Origin of the sequence: Mycolicibacter sp. MU0083, from assembly GCF_963378075.1 — a bacterium.
GTDB classification, from domain to species: Bacteria; Actinomycetota; Actinomycetes; order Mycobacteriales; family Mycobacteriaceae; genus Mycobacterium; species Mycobacterium kokjensenii.
Map to the genome: position 1 here is coordinate 377,417 of NZ_OY726394.1, position 23,756 is coordinate 401,172.

General features: G+C 70.6%; 20 protein-coding genes and 1 pseudogene. 9 read left to right on the plus strand and 12 right to left on the minus strand.

From position 1 onward, the window contains the following. Positions 1–7: 7 nt before the first annotated feature. Genes RCP38_RS01815 through RCP38_RS01830 form a run of 4 tightly spaced genes read right to left on the minus strand, consistent with a single transcriptional unit; the run spans position 8 to position 3,870 of the window. Positions 8–1,459, minus strand: a complete 1,452-nt coding sequence (locus tag RCP38_RS01815; RefSeq protein ID WP_308475020.1) for an aldehyde dehydrogenase family protein — start codon at positions 1,457–1,459, stop codon at positions 8–10. After that, entirely contained in the window at positions 1,456–2,262 is an 807-nt protein-coding gene (locus tag RCP38_RS01820) for a carboxymuconolactone decarboxylase family protein (protein ID WP_308475022.1), read from the minus strand. The genes RCP38_RS01815 and RCP38_RS01820 overlap by 4 nt, the downstream gene beginning before the upstream one ends. Further along, positions 2,240–3,043, minus strand: coding sequence for a mycofactocin-coupled SDR family oxidoreductase (locus tag RCP38_RS01825; protein ID WP_308475024.1), 804 nt, complete (start codon positions 3,041–3,043; stop codon positions 2,240–2,242). The genes RCP38_RS01820 and RCP38_RS01825 overlap by 23 nt, the downstream gene beginning before the upstream one ends. Beyond that, positions 3,040–3,870, minus strand: coding sequence for a mycofactocin-coupled SDR family oxidoreductase (locus RCP38_RS01830; protein WP_308475026.1), 831 nt, complete (start codon positions 3,868–3,870; stop codon positions 3,040–3,042). The genes RCP38_RS01825 and RCP38_RS01830 overlap by 4 nt, the downstream gene beginning before the upstream one ends. Positions 3,871–3,914: 44 nt before the next feature. Between RCP38_RS01830 and RCP38_RS01835 the strand changes: the two genes are divergently transcribed. From RCP38_RS01835 to RCP38_RS01840, 3 genes and pseudogenes are all read left to right on the plus strand, one after another. After that, entirely contained in the window at positions 3,915–4,481 is a 567-nt protein-coding gene (locus tag RCP38_RS01835; RefSeq protein WP_308475027.1) for a TetR/AcrR family transcriptional regulator, read from the plus strand. A 38-nt stretch (positions 4,482–4,519) separates the two neighbouring features. After that, positions 4,520–4,867, plus strand: a pseudogene (locus RCP38_RS19945) (bleomycin resistance protein); the annotation flags it as partial. Beyond that, positions 4,868–5,311, plus strand: coding sequence for an SRPBCC family protein (locus RCP38_RS01840; RefSeq protein WP_308477019.1), 444 nt, complete (start codon positions 4,868–4,870; stop codon positions 5,309–5,311). An 11-nt stretch (positions 5,312–5,322) separates the two neighbouring features. Here the strand turns inward: RCP38_RS01840 and RCP38_RS01845 are convergent, their stop codons facing one another. Next, positions 5,323–7,518, minus strand: coding sequence for an AAA family ATPase (locus RCP38_RS01845; protein ID WP_308475029.1), 2,196 nt, complete (start codon positions 7,516–7,518; stop codon positions 5,323–5,325). Between RCP38_RS01845 and RCP38_RS01850 the strand changes: the two genes are divergently transcribed. Further along, on the plus strand, positions 7,517–8,092 hold the full coding sequence (locus RCP38_RS01850) for a chorismate mutase (RefSeq protein ID WP_308475031.1): 576 nt from the start codon (positions 7,517–7,519) through the stop codon (positions 8,090–8,092). The genes RCP38_RS01845 and RCP38_RS01850 overlap by 2 nt on opposite strands. Positions 8,093–8,100: 8 nt before the next feature. Here the strand turns inward: RCP38_RS01850 and pssA are convergent, their stop codons facing one another. From pssA to RCP38_RS01870, 4 genes are read right to left on the minus strand one after another with little or no spacing between them, the layout of a single operon-like run. Then, positions 8,101–9,006: a CDP-diacylglycerol--serine O-phosphatidyltransferase gene (pssA, locus tag RCP38_RS01855; RefSeq protein WP_308475033.1), complete on the minus strand. Its 906-nt coding sequence runs from the start codon at positions 9,004–9,006 to the stop codon at positions 8,101–8,103. After that, positions 9,003–9,710: a phosphatidylserine decarboxylase gene (locus RCP38_RS01860; protein ID WP_308475035.1), complete on the minus strand. Its 708-nt coding sequence runs from the start codon at positions 9,708–9,710 to the stop codon at positions 9,003–9,005. The genes pssA and RCP38_RS01860 overlap by 4 nt, the downstream gene beginning before the upstream one ends. A 50-nt stretch (positions 9,711–9,760) precedes the next feature. Further along, on the minus strand, positions 9,761–10,978 hold the full coding sequence (moeA, locus tag RCP38_RS01865; protein ID WP_308475037.1) for a molybdopterin molybdotransferase MoeA: 1,218 nt from the start codon (positions 10,976–10,978) through the stop codon (positions 9,761–9,763). A gap of 14 nt (positions 10,979–10,992) precedes the next feature. Beyond that, the gene (locus tag RCP38_RS01870; RefSeq protein WP_308475039.1) at positions 10,993–11,916 is read right to left on the minus strand and encodes an SDR family NAD(P)-dependent oxidoreductase; all 924 of its coding nucleotides are present in this window, start codon (positions 11,914–11,916) and stop codon (positions 10,993–10,995) included. Between the two features lie 64 nt (positions 11,917–11,980). Between RCP38_RS01870 and RCP38_RS01875 the strand changes: the two genes are divergently transcribed. The 3 genes from RCP38_RS01875 (at position 11,981) to RCP38_RS01885 (ending at position 17,293) form a co-directional block, all read left to right on the plus strand. Beyond that, on the plus strand, positions 11,981–12,493 hold the full coding sequence (locus RCP38_RS01875) for a PH domain-containing protein (protein WP_308475040.1): 513 nt from the start codon (positions 11,981–11,983) through the stop codon (positions 12,491–12,493). Continuing rightward, positions 12,493–13,965 carry a PH domain-containing protein gene (locus tag RCP38_RS01880; protein WP_308475041.1) on the plus strand — a complete coding sequence of 491 codons (1,473 nt, stop codon included), beginning with the start codon at positions 12,493–12,495 and terminating at the stop codon, positions 13,963–13,965. Before RCP38_RS01875 ends, RCP38_RS01880 begins: the two co-directional genes overlap by 1 nt. Before the next feature lie 361 nt (positions 13,966–14,326). Beyond that, on the plus strand, positions 14,327–17,293 hold the full coding sequence (locus tag RCP38_RS01885; RefSeq protein WP_308475042.1) for a PGRS repeat-containing protein: 2,967 nt from the start codon (positions 14,327–14,329) through the stop codon (positions 17,291–17,293). A 38-nt stretch (positions 17,294–17,331) separates the two neighbouring features. On the opposite strand, the gene focA is transcribed toward RCP38_RS01885, so the two are convergent. Then, positions 17,332–18,225 (minus strand): formate transporter FocA, encoded by an 894-nt coding sequence (focA, locus tag RCP38_RS01890; RefSeq protein WP_308475043.1) that lies wholly within the window; start codon positions 18,223–18,225, stop codon positions 17,332–17,334. 128 nt (positions 18,226–18,353) lie between these two features. Continuing rightward, positions 18,354–20,054, minus strand: coding sequence for a DEAD/DEAH box helicase (locus RCP38_RS01895; protein ID WP_308475045.1), 1,701 nt, complete (start codon positions 20,052–20,054; stop codon positions 18,354–18,356). 56 nt (positions 20,055–20,110) lie between these two features. Here RCP38_RS01895 and RCP38_RS01900 point away from each other — a divergent pair, with 56 nt between their 5' ends. Next, positions 20,111–20,809: a M24 family metallopeptidase gene (locus RCP38_RS01900; RefSeq protein ID WP_308475047.1), complete on the plus strand. Its 699-nt coding sequence runs from the start codon at positions 20,111–20,113 to the stop codon at positions 20,807–20,809. Between the two features lie 10 nt (positions 20,810–20,819). Here RCP38_RS01900 and RCP38_RS01905 read toward each other — a convergent pair whose 3' ends face one another. Continuing rightward, positions 20,820–21,731: an SDR family NAD(P)-dependent oxidoreductase gene (locus RCP38_RS01905; RefSeq protein WP_308475049.1), complete on the minus strand. Its 912-nt coding sequence runs from the start codon at positions 21,729–21,731 to the stop codon at positions 20,820–20,822. A 262-nt stretch (positions 21,732–21,993) separates the two neighbouring features. Between RCP38_RS01905 and groL the strand changes: the two genes are divergently transcribed. Next, positions 21,994–23,619: a chaperonin GroEL gene (gene groL / locus RCP38_RS01910; protein WP_308475050.1), complete on the plus strand. Its 1,626-nt coding sequence runs from the start codon at positions 21,994–21,996 to the stop codon at positions 23,617–23,619. The last annotated feature ends 137 nt before the right edge of the window (positions 23,620–23,756 follow it).

Below are 23,756 nucleotides of genomic sequence, written 5' to 3' on the forward strand. Positions count from 1 at the left end.
CTGCTGTTCAGCCTATCCCGATACGAATGTTCTTGACCCGCAGGAATTCGTGCAGTCCTTCGACACCGCCGGTACGCCCGAATCCGCTCCGCTTGTAACCGCCGTAGGGGCCCTGCGGCGCGATATCGCTGAAGGTGTTGACCCACACCGAGCCGGCCTCCAGTTGCCGGGCGACCCGGTGGGCGCGCTGCAGATCTCGGGTGTGCACGAACGCGTTGAGCCCGTATCGGCTGTCGTTGGCGATACGCACCGCGTCGGTGTCGTCGCCGAACCTGATCAGCGACACCACCGGGCCGAACGTCTCGTTCTGGGCCAGCGGTGCGGAGTTGTCGACGTCGCCGAAGACCGTCGGCTCGATGTAGTAACCGGCCGCGAGATCACCGCCGAGTCGCCGGCCGCCGGTCAGCAGTTCGCCGCTGCCATCGGCGGCAGCGCGCTCGACCATGCCGAGGATGCGGTCGGCCGCGGGCTCGCTGACGACCGGACCGAACGTCACTTCCGGATCGAACGGGTCGCCGATGTGGGTATGGCCGATCACCGCCAGGAATTTCGCGGCGAAAGCGTCATAGATCGAGTGGTGTACCAGGATTCGGCTGGCGCAGGCGCAACTCTGCCCGGATTGCATCAGCGGCCCCTGGTGTGCGGCCATGACGGCCGCCGCATCCAGATCGGCGTCGGCGAAGACGATGTTCGCGGACTTGCCGCCGAGTTCGGTGACCACCGGGGTGAGGTTGGCCGCGGCGGCCTGCAGCACCGCGCGAGCGGTCGCATCCCCGCCCGTGAAATGGATTTTGCCGATCCCGGGATGGCGCACCAGTGCGTCACCGCCTTCCGCGGCGGCCGGCACCACGTTGACCAGGCCGGGCGGTAGGCCCACCTTCAGGCACAGCTCACCGAAACGCAGCGCGGCCAGCGGTGCCAGCTCAGAAGGCTTGAACACCACCGCGTTTCCGGCAGCCAGCGCGGGGGCGACGCACGATCCGGCGACCACCAGCGCACCGTTCCACGGGGCGATGACACCGACCACGCCGTACGGCTCGCGTTCGACCAGGTTGACGTCGAAAGAGCCGTCCACCGGCGTGCTCGAACCGTGCGGCTTGTCGACGTAGCCGGCGAAGTGGCGCAGGAATCGCTCCAGCAGGATCGCGTTCCCGGCGAACGACATCGGAACCGCGTAGTCGTGGACGTTGAGCACCGCGAGTTCCTCGAGGTGCTGGTGCACCGCATCGGCGAGGTCGATCAGCAGGTCGCGACGCCGGTCGACCGTCAGCGCAATCCATTCCCGCTGTGCTTCGCCGGCGACGCGTACCGCATGGTCGATCTCGGCGTGGCCCGCCAGCGTGACGGTGGCGTTCGGTCGGCCGGTTGCCGGATAGATGTGTGCATGTGATGACGCCGACGATGCGGTGATCCGGGCATCGCCGATCAGCAGTCCGACCGGTTCGCGGGGCAGTGTCATGGGGTGCTTTCGGCGGCCCACTCGGCGGCGACTCGCTGCTTCTGCTCCTCGATGGATTCCATCAGCCGGGACGCCTTCGCCCATCCGTAGTAGGCGCCGAAATGCAGGGCCACCTCGTCGATCTCGTCGAACGATACGTCTCGGCTCTTCAGGGCGGCATAGACGTGGCTCATGATCGGGTACGGCGCGTCCTGAAACGCCACACACGCCACGGTGATCAGCCGGCGCTCCTTCATGCCGAGCCCCGGGCGCAGCCACATCTCCCCGAAGACGAAATTCAAGATGCCCGCGCCCGAATACGGGTCGTCGCGGGTCGGGACGAAGGGCAGGCAGTTGACGTCACGGAAGGCCTGCTCGCCGGTACGCAGCCGTTCTTCGGGATCGCTGGGGGTGGTCAACGGCAGCAGTGGCGTCGGGGGCGGGACGGGATCGCCGCGCTCGGTGTGGATGCGCGCCCACACCTCGTCGACGGTCATGCTGAACTGCGAGGCCTTGGGCCAGCCGGAGTAGACCGCGAAATGCAGGACGGTCTCCCGCATTTCGTCGATGGTCAGGTCGCCGCCGACCAGCGCGGCATGGATGTGCTCGCGTAACGGCACTTCGGTGTCGGCCGCCGCGACGCAGGGCAGCGCCACGAACCACCGATCGCGGCGGCTCAACCCGGGGCGTCGCCAGACCTCGGCGAAGACGAAATCCAGCAGGGTCCCCGCCGCGGCGCCGGCCGCACCGGGTGCGGGCCTGCCCATCAATTCGGCGAAGGCGCGGGCGCCGCGCCCGGGCTCATCGGATGGTGACACCGGCATCCACCTTGAACTCCAGCCCGGTCACATGCCGGGACTCGTCGGAGACCAGGAACAACACCGCGTTGCTGACGTCGCGGGCCTCGGTCATCACGATCGGCAGAGCGTTCTGGAAGATCGGGCCCAGGTCGGACCGCGACCCGTGCAGCAGGGCGTGCAGCGCGTCCGGTCGCATCCCGGTCTCCACCCCGGTCGGATGCACCGTGTTGACCCGGACGTTCACCCCGGCAAGCTCATTGGCCAGCGCCCGGCTCATGCCGACCACGCCGTGCTTGGACGCGGTGTAGGGGGTGTGCAACGGGCTGCCCTTGATCCCGGCGACCGAACTGATATTGACCAGGCTGCCGCCGTGGTCGACCAGATGGGGCAACGCCGCAGCGCAGGTGTTCCAGGTGCCGATCAGGTTGACGTCGACCACGGTGCGCCACTGCTCGCCGGTGGTGGTGTCCCAGGTGCCGCCGGTGATCACCCCGGCGTTGGCGACCGAGGCGTCCAGCCCGCCCAGTTGCGCCACTCCGTCCTCGACCGCCGCGGTGAGCGCGGCCGCGTCCCGGACGTCGACGACGTGGGTGACCGCGCGGCGACCCAACTGCCGCACCAGGTCCGCGGTCTCGTCGAGGTCTTCGGTGCCGGCCAGCGGATAGTCGATCTCCGGCAGCGATGCGCAGATGTCGACCAGGATCAGATCGGCGCCTTCTTCGGCCAGGCGGACGGCGTGGCTGCGGCCCATCCCGCGGGCGGCGCCGGTCACCAGCACCCGCTTGCCCGATACCCGCCCGGTCATAGCTTGTTGCAGAAGCCGGCGTCGACGGGGAAGGTGACCCCGGTGACGTACTGGGCGGCGTCGGAGACCAGGTAGGAGATCGCCGCGCTGATGTCCTCGGGTTCGAGCATCCCGACCGGCATCGGGTTCTGCAGATGCGGACCGCCATCCGGGTAGTTCTCCAGGAAGGACGTCATCGCGGGGTTGACCGCCATCATGGTGTTGACCGCTGTCGGGTGCACTGTGTTGACCCGGATGCTATGGGGTGCAAGGGCGTTGGCCAGGGTGCGCATCAGGCCGACGATGCCGTGCTTGGAGGCGGCATAACCCAGGCCGCCGCCCTGCAGGCCGCCGAAGCCTTTCAGCCCGGCGGTCGAACTGGTGAACACGATCGACCCGCCGCGGCCCCCGGCGATCAGGTGGCCGATGGCGGCCTTGGCGGTGTGGAACGAACCGACCAGGTTCACGTCGATCACGTCGGTCCACATCTGCAGGTCTTCGTCGTCGGTGAGTTCGCGGAACGCCATCGCGGCGATACCGGCGTTGGCGCAGACGATGTCGAGGCGGCCGAACCGCTCGACCCCGGCGTCCAGTGCCGTCTTGAGCGCCGCGAAGTCGCGGACGTCGGCGACCGAGGCCACCATCTTGCCGCCCGCGGCCTCCACCAGGGCGACGGTCTCGTCGAGTTCCTCGCGGGTCGCCATCGGATACCCGTTGGAGGTGATGTCGGCGCAGATGTCCACGCCGATGATGTCGGCGCCGTCGGCGGCCAGGCGCACCGCATGGCTGCGGCCCTGGCCGCGCGCCACCCCGGTGATGAACGCGACTTTCCCGTCGAGTGAACCCATGCGGGTACAGTAACCGTGTTACTCAACGTCGACAAGGGGGTTCATTGGACGGGCCGGAAGAACGGATTCTGGGCATCGTCGTCGAGATCCTTGAATCGCAGGGCTACGACGCGGTGCAACTGCGGGAAGTCGCCCGACGGGCCCGGGTGTCCCTGGCGACCATCTACAAGCGCTACGCCACCCGCGACGAGCTGATCCTGGCCGCCCTGGACACCTGGATGGCCCGGCATCGCTACTCCGGGATCGCACCGCATGCCCGCGAGCCCGGCGAATCGGTGTATGCGGCGCTGATGCGCTTGTACCGCACCATCTTCGAGCCGTGGGAACGCCATCCGGCGATCCTGGCCGCCTATGTGCGGGCCCGCTCGGCGCCGGGCGGCGAACAGTTGGCCCGGCGTGGCTTCGATGTGGTGGTGCCGGCCGCGCAGGCGCTGCTCGCCGACGTCGACGACGCCTTCATCGCCGACCTGGACATCATCATCACCAACCTGGTCTATGGGCTGTCCGCGCGGTTCGTCGCCGGCGAGATCGCCATCACCGAGGTACTGCCCAGCCTGGAACGGGCGGTGTACCGGCTCACCGAGGCATACGGTCGGGACACCGGCGATTGACCCGTGGCGAACCGACGTAACCTGGCGTTATGGCCGACATCGAGTTCACCTCGGTCGCCCCGATCATCGGAGTGCGAGACCTTGACGGCACGCTGCAGCGCTACGAACTGCTGGGCTTCACCGTCCGGGCCTACAACGGTCCGGCGCGATACGGATTCGCCGATCGTGGCGCGGTGTCGCTGCACATCTCCGAATGGGCCGAACATGATCCGAAACGCACCGCCGCCAGCGTCTACATCTACGTCGACGATGCCGATGCGCTCTTCGCGGAGTGGACGGCCTCGGGGGTTCCGGGATATTTCATCGAACCGGCCGACACCGACTACCGGCTCAGGGAGTTCGGCTATGTCGATCCCGAGGGCACCCTGCACCGGGTCGGCTCGCCGCTGCCGGTCAAGGTTGTCAGTTCCACTCGGGTGATCGGAGCGTCGGCGAAACGGATCTTCGGCTACATCGCCGACCCGGCGTGGCAGCCGCGCTGGGACGGCAACGCCAACCTCGCCGAAGCCGCACCGGGACAACGGGTTCATGCCGTCGGCGACGTCTTCACGATGGAGCTGACGACCGGCGGGATCCGGGAGAACCACGTCGTCGAATTCGAGGAGGCCCGCCGCATCGCCTGGCGTCCCGCCGATCCCGGCCGTCCGCCGGCCGGGCACCTGTGGCGGTGGGAGCTCGAACCGGTGGGGCCGGCGCGCACCCGGGTCACCCACATCTACGACTGGTCGGCGCTGACCGACCCGAACCGGCTGCCGCGGGCGCAGGCCACCACGGCCGCAACGCTTGCCGCGTCACTGTCGCGGCTGGCCACCCTGGCCGAGATCTCCTGACGGCCGCGACGCTACCGGTTGTCGGCGAAGGCGCGCAGCGCGTCGACCTGCTCGGGATCCAGTGAGGGGCGCACGTTTTCGCGGGCAGCGGCGACGTCTCCGGTGGTGACGTCGGCGGCGTCGATATCGCGACGCATCGCGGTCAGCGCAGCCTCGCGCAACAGTGCCACACAGTCCGCGGCGCTGTAGCCGTCCAGGTCGGCGGCCAGCGCGTCGAGATCGACGTCGGCATGCAGCGGCACCGATTTCCCGGCCACCTTCAAGATCGCCCGGCGGGCATCGGCGTCCGGCGGTTCGACGAACACCAGCTTCTCCAGCCGGCCCGGCCGGGTCAGCGCCGGATCGATCAGATCGGGACGGTTGGTGGCGCCCACCACCACCACGTCACGCAGCGGGTTGGCGCCGTCGAGTTCGGTGAGCAGCGCCGCCACCACCCGGTCGGTCACGCCCGAGTCGAAGCTCTGCCCGCGCCGCGGCGCCAGCGCGTCGATCTCGTCGAGGAACACCAGCGACGGCGCGGAGTCGCGGGCCCGCTGAAACAGATCCCGCACCGCGCGTTCGCTGCTACCCACCCACTTGTCCATCAACTCCGCGCCTTTGACGGCATGCACGCTGACCCGGCCGGACCCGGCCAGGGCGCGCACCACGAAGGTCTTGCCGCATCCGGGCGGGCCGTAGAGCAGCACCCCGTGCGGCGGCTCGACGCCGAGCCGGGTGAACGTGTCCGGGTGCTGCAACGGCCACAGCACCGCCTCGGTCAACGCCTGTTTGGTGGCCACCATGTCGCCCACGTCGTCGAGGGTGACCGAACCGACCGACACCTCGGCGGCCGCCGAGCGGGACAGCGGGCGGATGACGCTGAGTGCCCCGACCAGGTCTTCCTGGGTGAGCTGAGGCTCCTCCTCGGTGTCGCTGGCCCGCGATGCCGCCCGCAACGCCGCCTCCCGCACCAGGGCGGCAAGGTCCGCGGCAACGAAACCCGGTGTGCGCTCAGCGATCTCGCTCAAACTCAGCTCCGCGGTGGGCACCGAGACGAGCAAGGTGGTCAGCAGGGCCGCCCGGGTCGCGCCGTCGGGCAGGCTCAACCGGATCTCCCGATCGCACAGCTCCGGTGCCCGCAACCGCGGATCGACGCGATCCGGCAGCGCCGAGGTCGCAACGAACGCCACCCCCTCGGTGGCCACCACGTTGCGCAACTCGGCCAGGATCAGCGTCGCCACCGGCTCGGCCGGCTCGGGCAGCAGGGTGTCCACATCGGCGATCAGCAGCACCCCGCCGCCGTCGCAGACCCGCCCGGCCGCCGCACGGACCGCGGCCAGCCGGTCATCGGCGCCCAGCGCCCCGACCTCGGGGCCGTCTAACTCGATCAGACGGCGCCCCTCGCAGACCGCACGCACCAGCGTGGTCTTGCCGACACCGGCCGGACCCGACACCAACACCCCCAGATTCGTCCCGGCCTGCAGGGTCTTGAGCAGTTGCGGTTCGTCGAGGGCCAGCTTGAGCCATTCGGCGAGCTTGGCCGCCTGCGCCTCGCAGCCCTTGAGCTCGTCGATGGCGATCCGGGCCGGAGCGACGGACTTGGCGGTCGTCGCCACCGGTGCCGGACTGCCGTCGCCGAAGGTCACCAGCGAATTCGGTTGCACACTGACCGGGCCGGCCGGGTCCACCCCGGTGACCGTCAACAACTCCGAGGTCCAGCTGATGCCCACCGCCGATGCCAACGCCGAGGTGGCCGCCGACGTCGAGGTGCCCGGGCCCAGATCGCGCGGCAGCAGGGACACCGCGTCGCCGACGGTCATCACCTTGCCCAGCAGGGCCTGGCGCAGCGTGGTCGGCGACAGGGTCTGGGCGGCCAGCGCCGAACCGCTCAGGGTCACCGACCGGGCGCCGTAGACCGTCACCGCGGACACCACCACCTCGGTCCCGTCCCGCAGTCCGGCGTTGGACAACGTCACGTCGTCGAGCAGCGCCACTCCGGCAGGAGCGTCGGGTCCGGTCAGGCCGGCCACCGCCGACGTCGTACGGGAACCGGTCAGCGACACCGCATCCCATTCCCGGATGCCCAGGGCCGCAACGGCTTCGGGGTGCAGCCGTACCACGCCGCGACGGGCGTCGACGGCGGAGGTGTTGAGCCGGGCGATCAGCGTCAGGTGCCGGGAGGAGGCCCGGGAAGCGTCGCCGTTCCGGTGCTCTTCAATAGAACCCATGCGGTCATTATCGACATACGCAGCGGGGCTGACGTCGGCGATCGGCGTGGTCGCCCTGCTCGCCGCGGTACCGGCGGCCCGCGCCGACGACCCGCCGCCACTGACCGAACTCGTCGACGCCGCCGCCCAACGGCTACTGGTCGCCGACGACGTGGCGGCCGTCAAATGGCGGACCGGAGCCGCCATCGAGGATCCGGCCCGGGTCGCCCGACAACTGGAGGCGCTGACCGCCGACGCCGCCGGCGCGGGCCTGGACCCCGACTATGTGCGGCGGATCTTCACCGACCAGATCGCGGCGACCGAAGCCGCCGAGCACCACCGATTCGACCAGTGGACCCGGGATCCCGACGCCGCCCCGCAGACCGGCCCCGAACTGGCGGACTCCCGGGCCCGCATCGACGGATTCAACCGGGCCATGCTCGCCCAGATCGGGGCACACTGGGAGCTGCTGCACTCCGCGGACTGCGCCGCCGAACTGGACGCCGCGACCCGAACCGTCGGCGACGCACATCATCTCGAGGAGTTCTACCGGCAGGCGCTGTCCGCGGCGACGCGGGACTACTGCCCGCGCTGACCGCGCCGCTACCGCCCGGGTTTGCGCAGCCGCAGCCGGGCCATCGACTGCCCGTTGGGCCGCCGGATGCGCCGTACCCCGGGACGGCGACTCGGCTGCGCCCGGCGGATCGCCCGCCGGGCGGCGCGTCGTTCTTTGGGGGCGTCCTCCCAGGCCTCCGGATGCGCCGCCACCCAGCGCTGGCTGCGGATCGAGAACGGAATGGTGCACAGGTAGGCCACGATCAGCACCAGCACCAGCACGTAGGGGAACAGGAACGCCGCGGCCGCCACCAGGGCCAGCACCGCCAGCAGCACCGCCGCCAGATGCGGCGGCACCGCCACCGCGTGCATCTTGCGCATCGGGATCCGGCTGACCAGCATCATCGAGGTCCCCACCACCCAGGCGCAGGTGAACCACTGCGACGTCCACCAACCCTCGCCGAACTGCAGCTTGGCGGCCAGCAGGCCCAGCAGCGTGATCGCCCCGGCCGGCGCCGGCATCCCGACGAAGAACTCCCGGGTGTAGGCGGGCAGGGTGGCGTCGTCGAGCAGCGTGTTGAAGCGGGCCAGGCGCAGCACCACACAGACCGCATACAGCAGCACCACGATCCAGCCCGCCGGCTGCGTGGACAGCAGCGTCACATAGATCACCACCGCCGGCGCCACCCCGAAGTCGACCGCGTCGGCCAGCGAATCGATCTCGGCGCCCATCCGGGACTCGGCGTCGAGGATCCGCGCCACCCGCCCGTCCAGGCCGTCGAGGATGGCCGCCGCCGCGATCAGGGCCATCGCCAGGTGCGGCTGCCCGTCCAGGGCGTACTTGATCGAGGTCAGGCCGGCGCAGATCGCCAGCACCGTCATGGAACTGGGCAGGATGTGCAGCCCCACCCGGGGGCGGTCCGTGGCGCGGTCCGGGAGGGCTGACTTCGTCATGACAGCTCGGCCAACACGGTCTCGCCGGCAACCATGCGCTGGCCGATACCGACCAGCGGCCGGGTGCCCACCGGCAGGTAGACGTCCAGTCGCGACCCGAACCGGATCAAGCCGTAGGTGTCACCGATCGCCAGATGATCGCCGGGCCGGATATCGCAGCGGATGCGGCGCGCGACCAATCCCGCGACCTGCACGGCGATCACCTCGGCGCCGCCGGCGGTGCGGATGCGCACACTGTTGCGTTCGTTGTCCTCGGTGGCCTCGGGGCGGTCCGCCGACCCGAACCGGCCGGCCCGGTGCAGCACCTCGAGCACCTCGCCGCCGACCGGGGCGCGCTGCACGTGCGCGTCGAAGACCGACATGAAGATGCTGATGCGCTGCAGCGGTGCGTCGGGCAGGTCCAGTTCCGGGGGCGGAGGAGCGGTATCGACCAGGCAGACCACGCCGTCCGCGGGCGCGACCACCACGCCGGGACGCGTCGGCGGCACCCGATGCGGATGCCGGAAGAATCCCGCGCAGGCACCCGCGGCCACCAGACCGGCGCCACGCAGCCACGGCAGCCGGTGACCCACCAATGCCAGCCCCAGCGCTCCGCCGACGAACGGCAGACCGGCGGGGTGCATCGGCGGCACCGTCGAGCGCACCAGCTCGATCAGATGTCGAAGGCCGCCGGGATCATCTGCTGCGCGGGGGCGTCGGGCCATTGGGCCATCTTAGAAGCTGCCGGTGACACCCGGCGGGGTCAGCGTCGGACTCACCCGGTCAGGTCCCAGACCTCCACCTCGGTCCCCGGCGGCAATTCGGTCACTTCGTCGGCGATGTCCAGCAGACAGTTCGCCGACGCCAGGTACCGCAGGTGATGGGAGGCCGGCGGGCCGTAGTTGGTGACCGTCCCGGTCTCGTAGTCGAGCAGGCCGCGACGGAACTGCCGCTTGCCGGCCGGCGACACCAGCTTCTCGCTGAGCACCGCGGTGCGGCGCGGGCGCTCCGGATGGGGGAGATCCATGGCGCGGCGCAGCGCCGGCCGCACGAAGACCTCGAAGGACACCTGGGCGCTGACCGGGTTGCCGGGCAGCGTCACGATCGCGGCATGCCCGACCCGACCGATGCCCTGCGGCATGCCGGGCTGCATCGCCACCTTGACGAAGTGCACGCCCTGGTCGCCGTCACGGCCGAAGACGTCCTTGACCACCTCGTAGGCGCCGGCGCTGACCCCGCCGCTGGTGATGATCAGATCCACCGCGCCGTCGCGCACGCCGTAACGGTCCAGCACCCCGGTGAACGCGGCGGTGTCGTCGGCGACGGTGACCGCGCCCACCACCTCGGCGCCGGCCTCGCGGACCGCGGCGGCCAGCATCACCCCGTTGGATTCGTAGATCTGGCCCGGTTGCAGCGGTGTGCCCGGCTTGATCAGCTCGGTGCCGGTGGAGATGACCAGCACCCGCTGCCGGGGACGCACGGTGAGTTCGGCCAGGCCCAGCGCCGAGACCAGCCCGGCGGCTGGCGCGCTGACCCGTTGCCCGGCCCACAGCACCGTCGAGCCCTCGGCGACGTCGCCGCCGGCCCGGCGGATGTGGCGACCCCGGGCGGTGGCGGCGCTGATCGCCACGGTGTCCACACCGCCGTCGGTGGACTCGACCGGGATCACCCCGTCCGCGCCGTAGGGCAGCGGTGCGCCGGTCATGATGCGGTGCGCGGTGCCCGGCGTCAGCGTCGGGATGTCGGTGCGCCCGGCCGGGATGTCCTCGGTCACCGGCAACCGCACCGGCGCTTCGGGAGTTGCCGAGGCGATGTCGTCGGCCAGCACCGCGTAACCGTCCATGCCGGAGTTGTCGAAGACCGGCAGTGAGATCGGAGCGATCACGTCGGCGGCCAGCACCAGGCCCTCGGCGTCGGACAGGGGGACCGTGATCGGCGGGCGGCCCTGGATCAGGTCGGCGACGGCCCGCTGGTGCTCTTCGACGGAACGCATGTCGACAGTCTGGCCTAGACGGGGAAACGGATTCCTGTCAGCTCCTGCGAGACCGCCCAGAGTCGCTGCTGCAACTCGATGTCGTGCGCCTGCCTGCTCGCTTCGACCGGTTTGGGATGTCCGCGCTGCTCGCCGATGCCGCCCGGGCCGTAATACTGGCCGCCGGTGACCTCGGGATCGGTGGCGGCCCGCAACGTCGGCAGCGCGCCCATGGCGGCGCTCTGGATGACCAACGGCATCAGCAGTCGGTCGGCGGGCCGGAAGAACGGCGGCAGATAGCGGGTCAGCTCGGTGTTGGCGGTGCCGGGATGCGCCGCCACCGCGATGGTCGGCTTGCGCTTGGCGGCCAGCCGCCGCTGCAGCTCGTAGGTGAACATCAGATTGGCCAGTTTGGACTGCCCGTAGGCCGCGATCCGGTTGTAGCCGTTCTCCCACTGCAGGTCGTCGAAGTGGATCGCCGCCATGATCCGATGCGCCATGCTGCTGACCGTCACCACCCGGGAACCCTTGACCCGGATCAGCTGCGGTAGCAACAGTCCGGTCAGCGCGAAATGTCCCAAATGATTGGTGCCGAACTGCAATTCGAACCCGTCGACGGTGGTCTGCTTGGGGGTGTACATGACGCCGGCGTTGTTGATCAGCAGGTCGATGCGCCGGTGGGCGCTTTTCAGTGCGGCAGCGGCGGCGCGGACCGACTCCAGTGAACTCAGATCCAGTGGCTGCACTTCCACCGCTGCCTGCGGGCAGGATCGCCTGATCCGGTCGGCTGCCGCGGCGCCCTTGTCGGCGTCCCGCACCGCCAGCACCACCGTCGCACCGTGCTTGGCGAGTGCGAGGGCGGTGGGATAGCCGATTCCGGTATTGGAGCCGGTGATTACCGCGACGCGGCCGGTCTGATCCGGTACGTCGGAAGCCGTCCACCTGCTCCGGACACCCATGCATCAAACGATACGCACGCCCGCGACGATGCGGTCCGTCCCGAGTCCTGACATCCTCTCCTACATGGCCGAGCACGCAGACCGCCCGACGGCGATCACCCTGGTCGATCCCACCAATCCTCCCAGTTCCCGTGCCCCGCTGGTCTGGGCGATGATCGGCGCGGTGCCCTGGCTGATCCTGGCCGTGCTGCAACTGGGTTGGGCGGTCGCCGACGAGCGGTTCGCCTGGCTGCACGTCGGCGCGCTCGTCGTCACCGCACTGGGACTGGTGGTCTCGACGGTGGTCGCGCCGCTGTGGCGTTATCGCGTACACCGCTGGGACATCAGCGATCAGGCGGTCTACACCCGCACCGGCTGGCTGGTGCAGGAGCGCCGGATCGCACCGATCTCGCGGGTACAGACCGTCGACACCTACCGGGGACCGCTGGACCGCCTGTTGGGGTTGGCCAACGTGCGGGTGACCACCGCGTCGTCGGCGGGCGCGGTGCACATCGTGGCGTTGGACACCGCGGTCGCCGACTGGGTGGTGGCGCAGTTGACCGACAGCGCCGCCCTGGGCATCGAGGACGCCACCTGATGGCCCGGGAGCCGGGCTGGCTGCGGCTGAGCCCGCGGATGCTGCTGGTGCATCCGCTGCACGAGGCGCTGCGCGAACTGCCGCTGCTGATCGCGGTGGTGGTGTTCGGCTCGGCGACCGATAACAGGTTCTGGCTGCCGGTGGTGATCGGCGTGATCGCCGTCGTGGGTGTGACGCGCTGGTTCACCACCAGCTACCGCATCGACCCCGACCCCGAAGGCCGGGTGCAGTTGCGGACGGGCTTGTTGGGCCGCAAGGTGCTCTCGGTGCCGCGCAACCGGATTCGCTCGGTGGAGACCGACGCCCGGCTGTTGCACCGGCTGCTGGGTCTGACGGTGCTGCGGGTCAGCACCGGCCAACACGCCGCCGGTGACGGCGCCTTCGAACTCAACGCGGTCGACAGCACCCAGGTGCCGGTATTGCGTGCGGCGCTGCTGGCGCACACCGGACAGCCCGAGCGCACGGCGGCGCCGGCGCGCTCGAAGGTGCTGGCCCGGTGGCAGCCGTCGTGGCTGCGTTACAGCCCGCTGAGCCTGTCCGGGCTGGTGATGGTCGCCGCGGCGGTGGGCGCGCTGCTGCAGAGCGGAGTCTGGGCGGCCCTGCAGGATTCGCCGGTGACCGGCTCCTGGGTGCTGGCCGCCGAACGGTTCGGCGTCCAGCAGGGCATCGCGGTGCTGGCCGCCCTGCTGGTGGTGATCTCGATGCTGTTGGCCGTGCTGCGCTCGTTGGTGACCTACGGAAACCTGGTGCTGTCCAGGCGTTCCGGTGCGCACGGCGACGTGCTGGCGCTGAGCTACGGCATGCTGCGGGTGCGCGAGCACAACTACGACATGCGTCGGCTGCGTGGCGGCACCCTGCGTCGACCGCTGCTGGTGCGTCTGTTCGGCGGCGCCCGGCTGGATGCGGCGATGACCGGTGTCAACGGTGAAGGCGAGTCCTCGATCCTGTTGCCGCCCTGTCCCCGCGCCACCGCCGAGGAGGTGCTGACCGGATTGGTGGGAGATCGGGTGGTGGTCGCCGGCCCACTGCGCCGGCACGGCCCGGCGGCCACCCGTAGGCGCTGGACCCGGGCCCTGCTGCTGCCGGCGGCGGCAGGGATCGGTCTGCTCGTCGCGCAGGTGGTCGGAGTGGCCCCGTCCTGGGGTTGGCCGACGTGGGCGGCATTGACGGTGGGCGCGGCGCTGCTGGCCGCCGACCGGGTGCGAGCCCTGGGGCATCGGGTCGACTCGCGGTGGCTGACCGCCCGTACCGGCAGTTGGGAGCAGCGCCGGTACTGCATCGAAACCGCGGGCATCGTCGGCTGGACGGTCCGACAGAGCTGGTTTCAGCGCCGGGCCGGGGTGGCCACCCTGATCGCGGCGACCGCCGCGGGCGTCAAGGCCTACCGGGTGATCGACGTGCCCGCGGAGTGGGCCTGGTCGGTGGCGGCCGAAGCCTCGCCGTGGGTGGCGGGCAGTCACTGGGTGCGCTAGCGACGCGGCGCCGGATCGGGCCAATCGAAGGCCCTTCGTGGAAGATTATGCGCTAAGGCGGAATCTGAGAATCGCATAGTAAATCGGCGTGCACGTTAAATTCGCCTGGGGGCACTGAAGCGCAAAGAGGCTACCCGCGGACTCGGGCGAAGCGGCAGATTTCGTGCGGCGCGTGTCGCGTCAATGTTGTTCGACTCAAGCACTTTTGGCGCTAACAGTGCGCCGGAGCGCGCCTCGGGCGGGGCCGGCGCCAAGCGGCGACGGGCTGAATTCGGCAAAGCGACCCGGGGTCGGCATAACATCATTTATGGTCCCTAACTAATATTTGGCTGAGTTTTCTATCGCAGATAGGGGTGCAGGGATGAGTGGTTCTCGGCGTGAAGTGCGGTCCGGCCGGGCGGGGGCGGGTCGACGGGAACGGGCCATGGGTGCCGCCGCGTCGGCGGGGGCGTTCCTGGCGTTCGGCCTGATGCCGTTGAGCGCGGCGCCGGTGGCACAGGCCGACATCGACGACTTCCTGACCGATCTGCTGGACCCCACTTCCTGGAGCGCGCCGTCCGGCGGGTTCGACGCCCTGTTCGGCGACTCCGACGGGATCGCCGGCGCCGCCGACGAATCCGGAGCGGAACTGGCCCAGATGTGGGACACCTACTTCTACACGCCCCTGCACGACAGCCTGCAGGATTGGATCAACTCCGACTTCGGGGCCCAGGTCAACGGCGTGATCAATGCGCTGTTCGCGCCGCTGACCGAGGGAGCGTGCGGCCTGATCTGCAACGGTGCCGACGGCACCGAGGACAGCGTCGACGGCCAGACCGGTGGGCTGTGGTTCGGCGACGGCGGCAACGGCTGGACCTCGGACGTCGAGGGGGTGGCCGGCGGTAACGGCGGTCATGCCGGTGGTTGGGGCAACGGCGGTGACGGCGGTGCCGGCGGCCTGGGCGCCGACGGCGGCAACGGCGGTCACGGCGGCGAGATGTGGGGTCACGGCGGCCGCGGCGGCGACGGCGGTGCTGCCACCGCGACCCTGGCGGCCGGCAACGGCGGCGACGGCGGTTCGTCGGGTCAGGCCCAGGACTTCTTCGGTATGGGAGCGGTGGGCAACGGCGGCGACGGCGGCATCGGCGGCGCGGGCTACACCGGAGCCGCCGGGTCCTTCACCAACGGAGACGGCAACGGCGGCAACGGAACCAACGGCGGCAACGGCGGCAACGGTGGCGCCGGCTCGTCGCTGTTGGGCATCGGTGGCAACGGCGGTGCCGGTGGGGCGGCGGGCAACGGCGGTGCGGGAGCAGCGGGGACGGCGACGAACATCAACGGCGGCAACGGCGGCAGCGGCGCGGCCCCCGGCACCGGGGGCGCCGGGGGCACTGGAGCGACCCTGTTCGGCGCCGGCGGTAGCGACGGAACCCGCGGCGGCGGCGGTAACGGCGGCAACGGCGGTGACGGCTACGACGCGGCGACCGACGCCGACGCGGCGGCCGGCGCGATCGGTGGCAACGGTGGGGCCGGCGGTGACGGCGGTGAGTACGGCGACGGCGGTAACGGTGGCGCCGGCGGCAGCGGTGCCGACGGCGCCGCGGGCAGCGCGGGAACCGCGACCGACATCGACGGCGGGAACGGCACCGACGGCGGCCGCGGCGGCAGCGGCGGTGACGGCGGTGCCGGCGGGGCCGGCGCCGGTAACGCGGGGGCCGGCGGCGCGGGCGGCAACGGCGGTAGCGGTGGTGCCGGTGGCGACGGTGTAGAGGGCACCGACGGCGCCGACGCCGACGCGGGAACCGGTGGCGACGGCGGCAACGGCACCGACGGCGGCAGCGGCGGCAACGGTGGCACCGGTGCGGCCGGCGGCAACGGTGGTGCCGGTGGCGTGGCCCAGGCCGACGGGTACAGCGACGGTGCGGCCGGCGCGGGCGGCCGGGGCGGCGACGGCGGCGCCGCGGGTAATGCCGGCGACGGCGGCGACGGCGGCGCGGGTGCGGCCGGCGGCACAGCGGACACCGCCGGCAACGGTGGTGACGGCGGCAATGCGGGCGACGCCGGTACCGCCGGCAGCGGCGGCAGTGGTGGGGTCAGCGGTGACGGCAGCAGCACCGCTGCGGACGGGGCGGCGGGTGCCGCCGCCACCGCAGTCGGCAACGGCGGCAACGGTGGTGACGGCGCGAACGGTCAGGTCGTCGACACCGAGGACGGCGCGATCGCCCAGGACGGCGGCAACGGTGGCGCCGGCGGGTCGGCCGGCTTGGTCGGCGACGGCGGTAACGGCGGCAACGGGGGGCGCGGCGTCGACGGAACCGGCGGCAACCCGCCGGCGCAGAACATCCCGCCGGCCGCCGACGCCGGTACCGACGTGCCCGCCAGTGAGGGGGAGCCCGGCGGTATCGGAGCCGACGGCGGTGACGGCAGCAATGGGGCCACCCCCGGGCAGGCCGGCGGCCGCGGCGGCAGTGGTGGCACGTTCTTCGGGCCGACCGACGACGCCATCGGTGGCAACGGTGGTGACGGCGGCGACGGTGGTCTCGGCGCCGCCGGTGGCCACGGCGGCTTCGGTGGCACGGTGTTCGACGGCGAGCCGGGGGTCAACGGCACCGGTGGGATCGGCGGTGACGGCGGTGACGGTGGTGCCGGCGGCGTCGGCGGTAACGGTGGCAACGGTGGCAACGGCGACGTCGGCGCCGGCGGTGACGGTACCGGCGGTGCGGGCGGTAACGGCGGTAACGGCGGTACCGGGGCCGCCGGTGGAAACGGCGGTGACGGCGGCTACGGCGACACCTCCGGCGTCGGCGATGCCTTGGGCGGGGCCGGCGGCCAAGGCGGTAACGGCGGGGACGGCGCCAGCGGAACCGGCGGCAGCAACGGCGGCGCCGGGGGTGCCGGAGGTGCCGGCGGAACGGTGAGCGGTGTCGGCGGCAACGGCGGGATCGGCGGCGACGGCGGCAACGGCGCGGACGGTGACGTCGGCGGTGTCGGCGGCAACGGGGGCAGCGGCGGCATTGCCAGCAACGGCGAGACGTCCATCGGCGGTGACGGCGGTGATGGCGGCGATGGCGGTGCCGGCGGCGACGGCGGTGATGGCGGCGACGGTGGTAACGGCGGGATCGCCGGCACCGGTGCCGACGGCGCCGGTACCGCGGGTGACGGCGGAAGTGCGGGCACGGCCGGCGCCGGCGCGGCGGGCGGCGCCGCAGGATCGGGCGGATCCGGCGGGACCGCGGGCAGTCCCAGCGGTGCGATTGTCGCCGACGGCGCCGACGGTGCCGACGGCACCGCCGGGGCACATGGCGCCGACGGCACCGCGGGGCAGGCCGGAACACCCGGCCAGCCCTGACCCGCGGGTGGCACGCCGAACCCCGACGCGCGCTTCGGCTAGGGCGCGTCGGGGGTTCGGCGGGCCGGGAACGAGAAGATGGTCCAGTACAGGATGCCGATCATCAGCCCGCCGCCGACGATATTGCCCAGCGTCACCGGGATCAGGTTCTCGGTGACGAAATTCGACCAGGTGAGGCCGGCGAACTTCGCCGGGTCCAACTCGGTGGCCGCCCAGAAATCAGCGCCGGCGCCGCCGCGGATCGCGATGCCCAGCGGGACCATGAACATGTTGGCCACGCAGTGCTCGAATCCGCAGGCCACGAACAGCGCGATCGGCATCGTCACCGCCAGCACCTTGTCGGTGGTGGTGCGTCCCCCGTAGGCCACCCACACCGCCAGGCAGACCATCAGGTTGCACAGCACGCCGAGACAGAACGCCTCGAGCCAGGTGTGATGCAGTTTGGTCAGCGCGGTGTTGAGCACCACCGCACCCCAGGCGCCCTTCGCGTTGTGCCAGCTCCCGCCGAAGTAGACCAGCGCGACCATGGTCAGCGCGCCGAGGAAGTTCGCGAAGTACACCACCACCCAGTTCGTCAACAGTTGGCGCGTGTTGATCCGGCCGCTGGCCCGCGCGGTCAGTGTCATGGTCGAGGAGGTGAACAGGTCCGCCCCGGTGAGCACCACCAGGGCCAGGCCGGTAGCGAAGACGAAACCGCCCAGCACCTTGGCGACTCCCCACGGCAGCGTCTCGGCGCCGACTTGACTGGTGACGTAGAAGATGAAGCCCAGCGCGATGTAGCCGCCGGCGGTCAGTCCCAACAGGAACGACTTGTGCGGCGGGTAGGTGGCCTTGGCGAACAGCGCGTCCTCGGCCGCCTGGGCCATCTGGGCGGGGGTGAGCATCGCGACGTGGCGGGGCTCGGTCGAATTCGGTGTGGTGGGCAAAGCCATCTCCCAGGCCCTTTCGGATGCGATCAGCTGACCGCCCGAGACTTTAACGATGTTTGGTCCGTTAAATCCGGGCCCGGAGCGTCATCGCAGCCGTTTGGTAACAAGCTCCCAGTAACGAGCGATACCGGTTACAGCTGCCGGATCGCCTCGATGCGGGCCTTGAGCTGATCGGAGGTGGCCGCGGCCACCGGCGGACCGCCGCAGATCCGGCGCAGCTCGTTGTGAATCCAGCCGTGCGGCTTGCCGAGCCGATGGTGTGCCGCCGACACCAGCGCGTTGAGCTCATGGCGCAGTGCACGCAACTGTCCGTGCGTGGTCACCGGCGCCGGGTTCGGACCGGCCCCACCGGACGCGACGGCCTTCGATCGCCGGTCCAGCTGCTCTTCCTGGCGGCGCCGCAACAGATCTCGCATCTGATCGGCGTCGAGCAGCCCGGGGATGCCAAGGTAGTCGGCCTCCTCCTCGCTGCCGGCCGGGGTCGCGGTGCCGAACGAGGCGCCGTCGAAGATCACCTGGTCCAATTCGGCGTCGGCGCCCAGCGACTCGAAGCCGTTCTCCATCTCCGACGGCTCGTCGCGCCGGCGCTCGGCTTCGGCGAATTCATCGCGCTCGGACTCCCGATGCGGCTTGCCGAGCACGTGATTGCGCTGCTGCTCGAGTTCACTGGCCAGGCCCAGCAGTGACGGCACCGACGGCAGGAAGATGCTCGCGGTCTCGCCGGGGCGCCGCGACCGCACGAACCGGCCGATGGCCTGGGCGAAAAACAATGGGGTGGACGCACTGGTGGCGTAGACCCCGACCGCCAGCCGCGGCACGTCGACGCCTTCGGAGACCATCCGCACCGCCACCAGCCAGCGACTGGTGGCCTTGGAGAACTGCTCGATCTTGTCCGAGGCGGTCGGATCGTCGGAGAGCACCACGGTGGGTTCCTCGCCGGTGAGGGTGGTCAGCAGTTTGGCGTAGGCCCGCGCCGTCTTCTGATCCGAGGCGATGATCATGCCGCCCGCGTCGGACATGCCGCCATCGCGCAGCTGCCGCAGCCGGGTGTCGGCGGCGGTGATCACCGCCGGCATCCACTCACCGTTCGGGTCGAGCGCGGTGCGCCACGCCCGGGCGGTGTGCTCGGCGGTCAGCGGCTCGCCGAGCCGGGCCGAGTACTCCTCGCCGGCACTGTCGCGCCAACGGGCCTCGCCGGAATAGGCCATGAACACCACCGGGCGCACCACGCCGTCGGCCAGCGCATCGGTGTAGCCGTAGCTGTCGTCGGCCACCGAGCGCAGATGGCCGGTGCCGTCGGGTTCGTAGTTGACGAACGGGATGGGGCTGTCGTCGCTGCGGAACGGGGTGCCGGTCAGCGCCAGCCGCCGGGTGGCGTCGTCGAACGCCTCCCGGATGCCGTCGCCCCAACTCTTGGCGTCGCCGCCGTGGTGGATCTCGTCGAAGATCACCAGTGTCTTGGCCGCCTCGGTGCGCACCCGGTGCCGTGACGGGTGGCTGGCGACCTGGGCGTAGGTGACCACGACTCCGTGGTACTCCGAACTGGTCTGTGAGTCGGAGTTGGAGAACCGCGGATCCAGCGCGATGCCCTGCGCCGCGGCCGCCGACGCCCACTGCACCTTGAGGTGTTCGGTGGGCACCACGATCGTGATCCGCTCGACGGTGCGATCGGCCAGCAGTTCGGCGACGATCCGCAGCGCGAACGTCGTCTTACCGGCGCCGGGGGTGGCCACCATCAGGAAATCTCGTGGCTTGGCGGTGAGATACCGCACCAGAGCCCGGCGTTGCCAGCCCCGCAAAGCCCGGGTGCTGGGCGCTGCTTCAGCCCGCACCCGGTCTCCTATCTGATCGGTCTGTGAGTCTAGGGCAAGCCGCTAGCATCGTCGGTGTGTCCACCCCGGGTGAGCCGGAATCCGTCCGCGTCGAGCGCCTCCGCGATGCGGAGGCCAAGGCCGCCGCGCTGTTCGACGAGATCGAGCGCCGCGGGCTGGTCCGTCCGGGGGTCGGCGAGCGTGCGCTCTCCGACGAGATCCGTGATCTGGCCGCCGACATGTTCGGGGTGACCCGGCACTGGCATAAGCGGGTGGTGCGGGCCGGGGAGAACTCACTGCTGCCGTTCCACGCCGACCCGCCGGACCGGGTGCTGGTCGACAACGACATCGCCTACCTGGATCTGGGGCCGATCTTCGCCGACTGGGAAGCCGACTTCGGCCGCACCTTCGTGCTCGGCGACGACCCGGCCAAGTGCGCGCTGCGCGACGCGCTGCCGCGGGTCTGGCACGGCGGCCGGGAGTTCTTCGAGGCGCACCCGGATGTCACCGGCGCCCAGCTCTACGACCACGTCGTGGGGCTGGCCCGCGATGAGGGCTACCGGTTCGGCGCGCCGATCGCCGGGCATCTGCTGGGGGAGTTCCCGCACAAGAAGATCTCCGGCGACGACGCCCGCTTCTACGTCGCGCCCGGATCCGACGAGCCGATGCGCCGCACCGATCCCACCGGCCGGGTCTGCCACTGGATCCTCGAGATACACCTGGCCGACACCGAACGCGGGTTCGGCGGGTTCTACGAGCAACTGCTCGACGTGTGAGCGGCCCGGATCAGCCGACCGGGTAGCGCACGCCGGTCAGCTCCTCGGAGACCGCCCAGAGTCGACGTTGCCGTGCGACGTCGTGCGACCGGCGGCTGGAGCCCACCACCTTCGGGTAGCCGCGGCCCTGGGCGAAGCCGTCCGGCCCGAAGTACCGCCCGCCGAGCGCCGCCGGGTCGGCGGCCGCGCGCAGTGTCGGCAGGGCGCCCATCGCCGGATCCTGGAACAGCGGCGCGATCAGCGGATAGCCGGCCGCCGCCCAGCGCGGCAGGTGACGCATCAACTCGGTGTTCGAGCCGCCGGGGTGCGCGGCCACCGCGATCGTCGTCGCGTGCGGTGCCAGCCGCCGCTGCAGTTCGTAGGTGAACAGCAGGTTGGCCAGCTTGGACTGCCCGTAGGCCTCGAAGCGGTTGTAGCGGCGCTCCCACTGCAGGTCGTCGAAGTGGATGTCGGCGCGGAATCGGTGACCGATGCTGCTGACGGTCACCACCCGGGAGCCGGCGACCGGCAGCAGCCGGTCCAGCAGCAGCCCGGTGAGCGCGAAATGCCCCAGATGGTTGGTGCCGAACTGCAACTCGAACCCGTCGACCGTCGTCGACTTGGGCGGGAACATCACCCCGGCGTTGTTGATCAGCAGGTCGATGCGCTCATGAGCGGACCGTATCTGTGCGGCGGCGTCTCGGATGGAGGCCAGCGACGCCAGGTCGAGTCGCTGCACCGACACGTCGGCGTCCGGGTTGCGACGACGGATGAGGGACTCGGCCTGCCGGCCGCGATCCGGGTCGCGTACCGCCAACACCACCCGGGCGCCGTGCGCGGCCAGGGCGGCGGCCGTCTCGAAACCCAGGCCGGTGTTGGCCCCGGTGACGACGGCGACCCGGCCGCTCTGGTCGGGGATGTCGCTGGTAGTCCACGTGGCCACGGAACACTCCTGAGCTGCCCTGGGGGGAAACGACGGCGATCGCCGGGATTGGGCGTGACTATACGGACCGGGCACCGCGATCGACCTTGCACTCTCCATAGGCGAGTGCTAAAAATGACGTTGGCACTCGCGACCGGTGAGTGCTAGGTCGGGACGGTGAGGCACGGGGCCGCACCTGCGGAGCACACCCAACGCCGTCCGTCGCGGGCACTGCACCCGACCGACAAGACGTGCACCCCCTAACCGGAGGAATCACTTCGCAATGGCTAAGCAAATTGCGTATGACGAAGAGGCCCGTCGCGGCCTCGAGCGGGGCCTGAACGCCCTCGCCGACGCGGTCAAGGTGACGCTGGGCCCCAAGGGCCGCAACGTCGTCCTGGAGAAGAAGTGGGGCGCCCCCACGATCACCAACGATGGTGTGTCCATCGCCAAGGAGATCGAGCTGGAGGACCCGTACGAGAAGATCGGCGCCGAGCTGGTCAAAGAGGTCGCCAAGAAGACCGACGACGTCGCGGGTGACGGCACCACCACCGCCACCGTGCTGGCCCAGGCCCTGGTCAAGGAAGGCCTGCGCAACGTGGCCGCCGGCGCCAACCCGCTCGGTCTGAAGCGCGGCATCGAGAAGGCCGTGCAGAAGATCACCGAGGGTCTGCTGGCCACCGCCAAGGAGGTCGAGACCAAGGAGCAGATCGCTGCCACCGCCGGTATCTCCGCGGGCGACCAGACCATCGGCGACCTGATCGCCGAGGCCATGGACAAGGTCGGCAACGAGGGTGTCATCACCGTCGAGGAGTCCAACACCTTCGGCCTGCAGCTGGAGCTCACCGAGGGTATGCGCTTCGACAAGGGCTACATCTCGGGCTACTTCGTGACCGACGCCGAGCGTCAGGAAGCCGTCCTGGAGGACCCCTACATCCTGCTGGTCAGCTCGAAGATCTCGACCGTCAAGGACCTGCTGCCGCTGCTGGAGAAGGTCATCCAGTCCGGCAAGCCGCTGCTGATCATCGCCGAGGACGTCGAGGGCGAAGCCCTGTCGACCCTGGTCGTCAACAAGATCCGCGGCACCTTCAAGTCCGTGGCCGTCAAGGCTCCGGGCTTCGGTGACCGTCGCAAGGCGATGCTGCAGGACATGGCGATCCTCACCGGTGGCCAGGTCATCAGCGAAGAGGTCGGCCTGTCGCTGGAGAGCGCCGACGTCGCCCTGCTGGGCACCGCCCGCAAGGTCGTCATCACCAAGGACGAGACCACCATCGTCGAGGGCGCCGGTGACTCCGACGCCATCGCCGGCCGGGTGGCCCAGATCCGTTCCGAGATCGAGAACAGCGACTCCGACTACGACCGCGAGAAGCTGCAGGAGCGCCTGGCCAAGCTGGCCGGCGGTGTTGCGGTGATCAAGGCCGGGGCTGCCACCGAGGTGGAGCTCAAGGAGCGCAAGCACCGCATCGAGGACGCCGTCCGCAACGCCAAGGCCGCCGTCGAGGAGGGCATCGTCGCCGGTGGTGGCGTGGCCCTGCTGCAGGCCGCTCCGTCGCTCGACGAGCTCAAGCTCGAAGGTGACGAGGCCACCGGTGCCAACATCGTGCGTGTCGCGCTGTCGGCTCCGCTGAAGCAGATCGCCTTCAACGCGGGCCTGGAGCCCGGCGTGGTCGCCGAGAAGGTCGCCAACTCCGCCTCGGGCACCGGCCTCAACGCCGCCTCGGGTGAGTACGAGGACCTGCTCAAGGCCGGCGTCGCCGACCCGGTGAAGGTGACCCGTTCGGCGCTGCAGAACGCAGCCTCGATCGCGGCGCTGTTCCTGACCACCGAGGCCGTTGTCGCCGACAAGCCGGAGAAGGCCGCCGCACCTGCGGGCGACCCGACCGGTGGCATGGGTGGCATGGACTTCTAAGTCGGGTTGCACGACAACTGTTTGAACGACAAGGCCCGGCCTGCCCTCGGCAGGTCGGGCCTTCGTCGTTTACGTTGACTCTGCAGCTATGGCGGGAAAGTGCGAGTGGACTGCGCCGTAGATGCAGAGTCAACGTG

Coding starts and splice junctions, on each gene's coding strand:
- RCP38_RS01820 (WP_308475022.1), bottom strand. CDS start 2,262: ATGCCGGTGTCACCATCCGATGAGCCCGGGCGCGGCGCCCGCGCCTTC.
- RCP38_RS01825 (WP_308475024.1), bottom strand. CDS start 3,043: ATGACCGGGCGGGTATCGGGCAAGCGGGTGCTGGTGACCGGCGCCGCC.
- focA (WP_308475043.1), bottom strand. CDS start 18,225: ATGGCTTTGCCCACCACACCGAATTCGACCGAGCCCCGCCACGTCGCG.
- RCP38_RS01875 (WP_308475040.1), top strand. CDS start 11,981: ATGGCCGAGCACGCAGACCGCCCGACGGCGATCACCCTGGTCGATCCC.
- RCP38_RS01815 (WP_308475020.1), bottom strand. CDS start 1,459: ATGACACTGCCCCGCGAACCGGTCGGACTGCTGATCGGCGATGCCCGG.
- RCP38_RS01850 (WP_308475031.1), top strand. CDS start 7,517: ATGCGGTCATTATCGACATACGCAGCGGGGCTGACGTCGGCGATCGGC.
- RCP38_RS01845 (WP_308475029.1), bottom strand. CDS start 7,518: ATGGGTTCTATTGAAGAGCACCGGAACGGCGACGCTTCCCGGGCCTCC.
- pssA (WP_308475033.1), bottom strand. CDS start 9,006: ATGACGAAGTCAGCCCTCCCGGACCGCGCCACGGACCGCCCCCGGGTG.
- RCP38_RS01860 (WP_308475035.1), bottom strand. CDS start 9,710: ATGGCCCGACGCCCCCGCGCAGCAGATGATCCCGGCGGCCTTCGACAT.
- RCP38_RS01870 (WP_308475039.1), bottom strand. CDS start 11,916: ATGGGTGTCCGGAGCAGGTGGACGGCTTCCGACGTACCGGATCAGACC.
- RCP38_RS01885 (WP_308475042.1), top strand. CDS start 14,327: ATGAGTGGTTCTCGGCGTGAAGTGCGGTCCGGCCGGGCGGGGGCGGGT.
- groL (WP_308475050.1), top strand. CDS start 21,994: ATGGCTAAGCAAATTGCGTATGACGAAGAGGCCCGTCGCGGCCTCGAG.
- RCP38_RS01880 (WP_308475041.1), top strand. CDS start 12,493: ATGGCCCGGGAGCCGGGCTGGCTGCGGCTGAGCCCGCGGATGCTGCTG.
- moeA (WP_308475037.1), bottom strand. CDS start 10,978: ATGCGTTCCGTCGAAGAGCACCAGCGGGCCGTCGCCGACCTGATCCAG.
- RCP38_RS01830 (WP_308475026.1), bottom strand. CDS start 3,870: ATGGGTTCACTCGACGGGAAAGTCGCGTTCATCACCGGGGTGGCGCGC.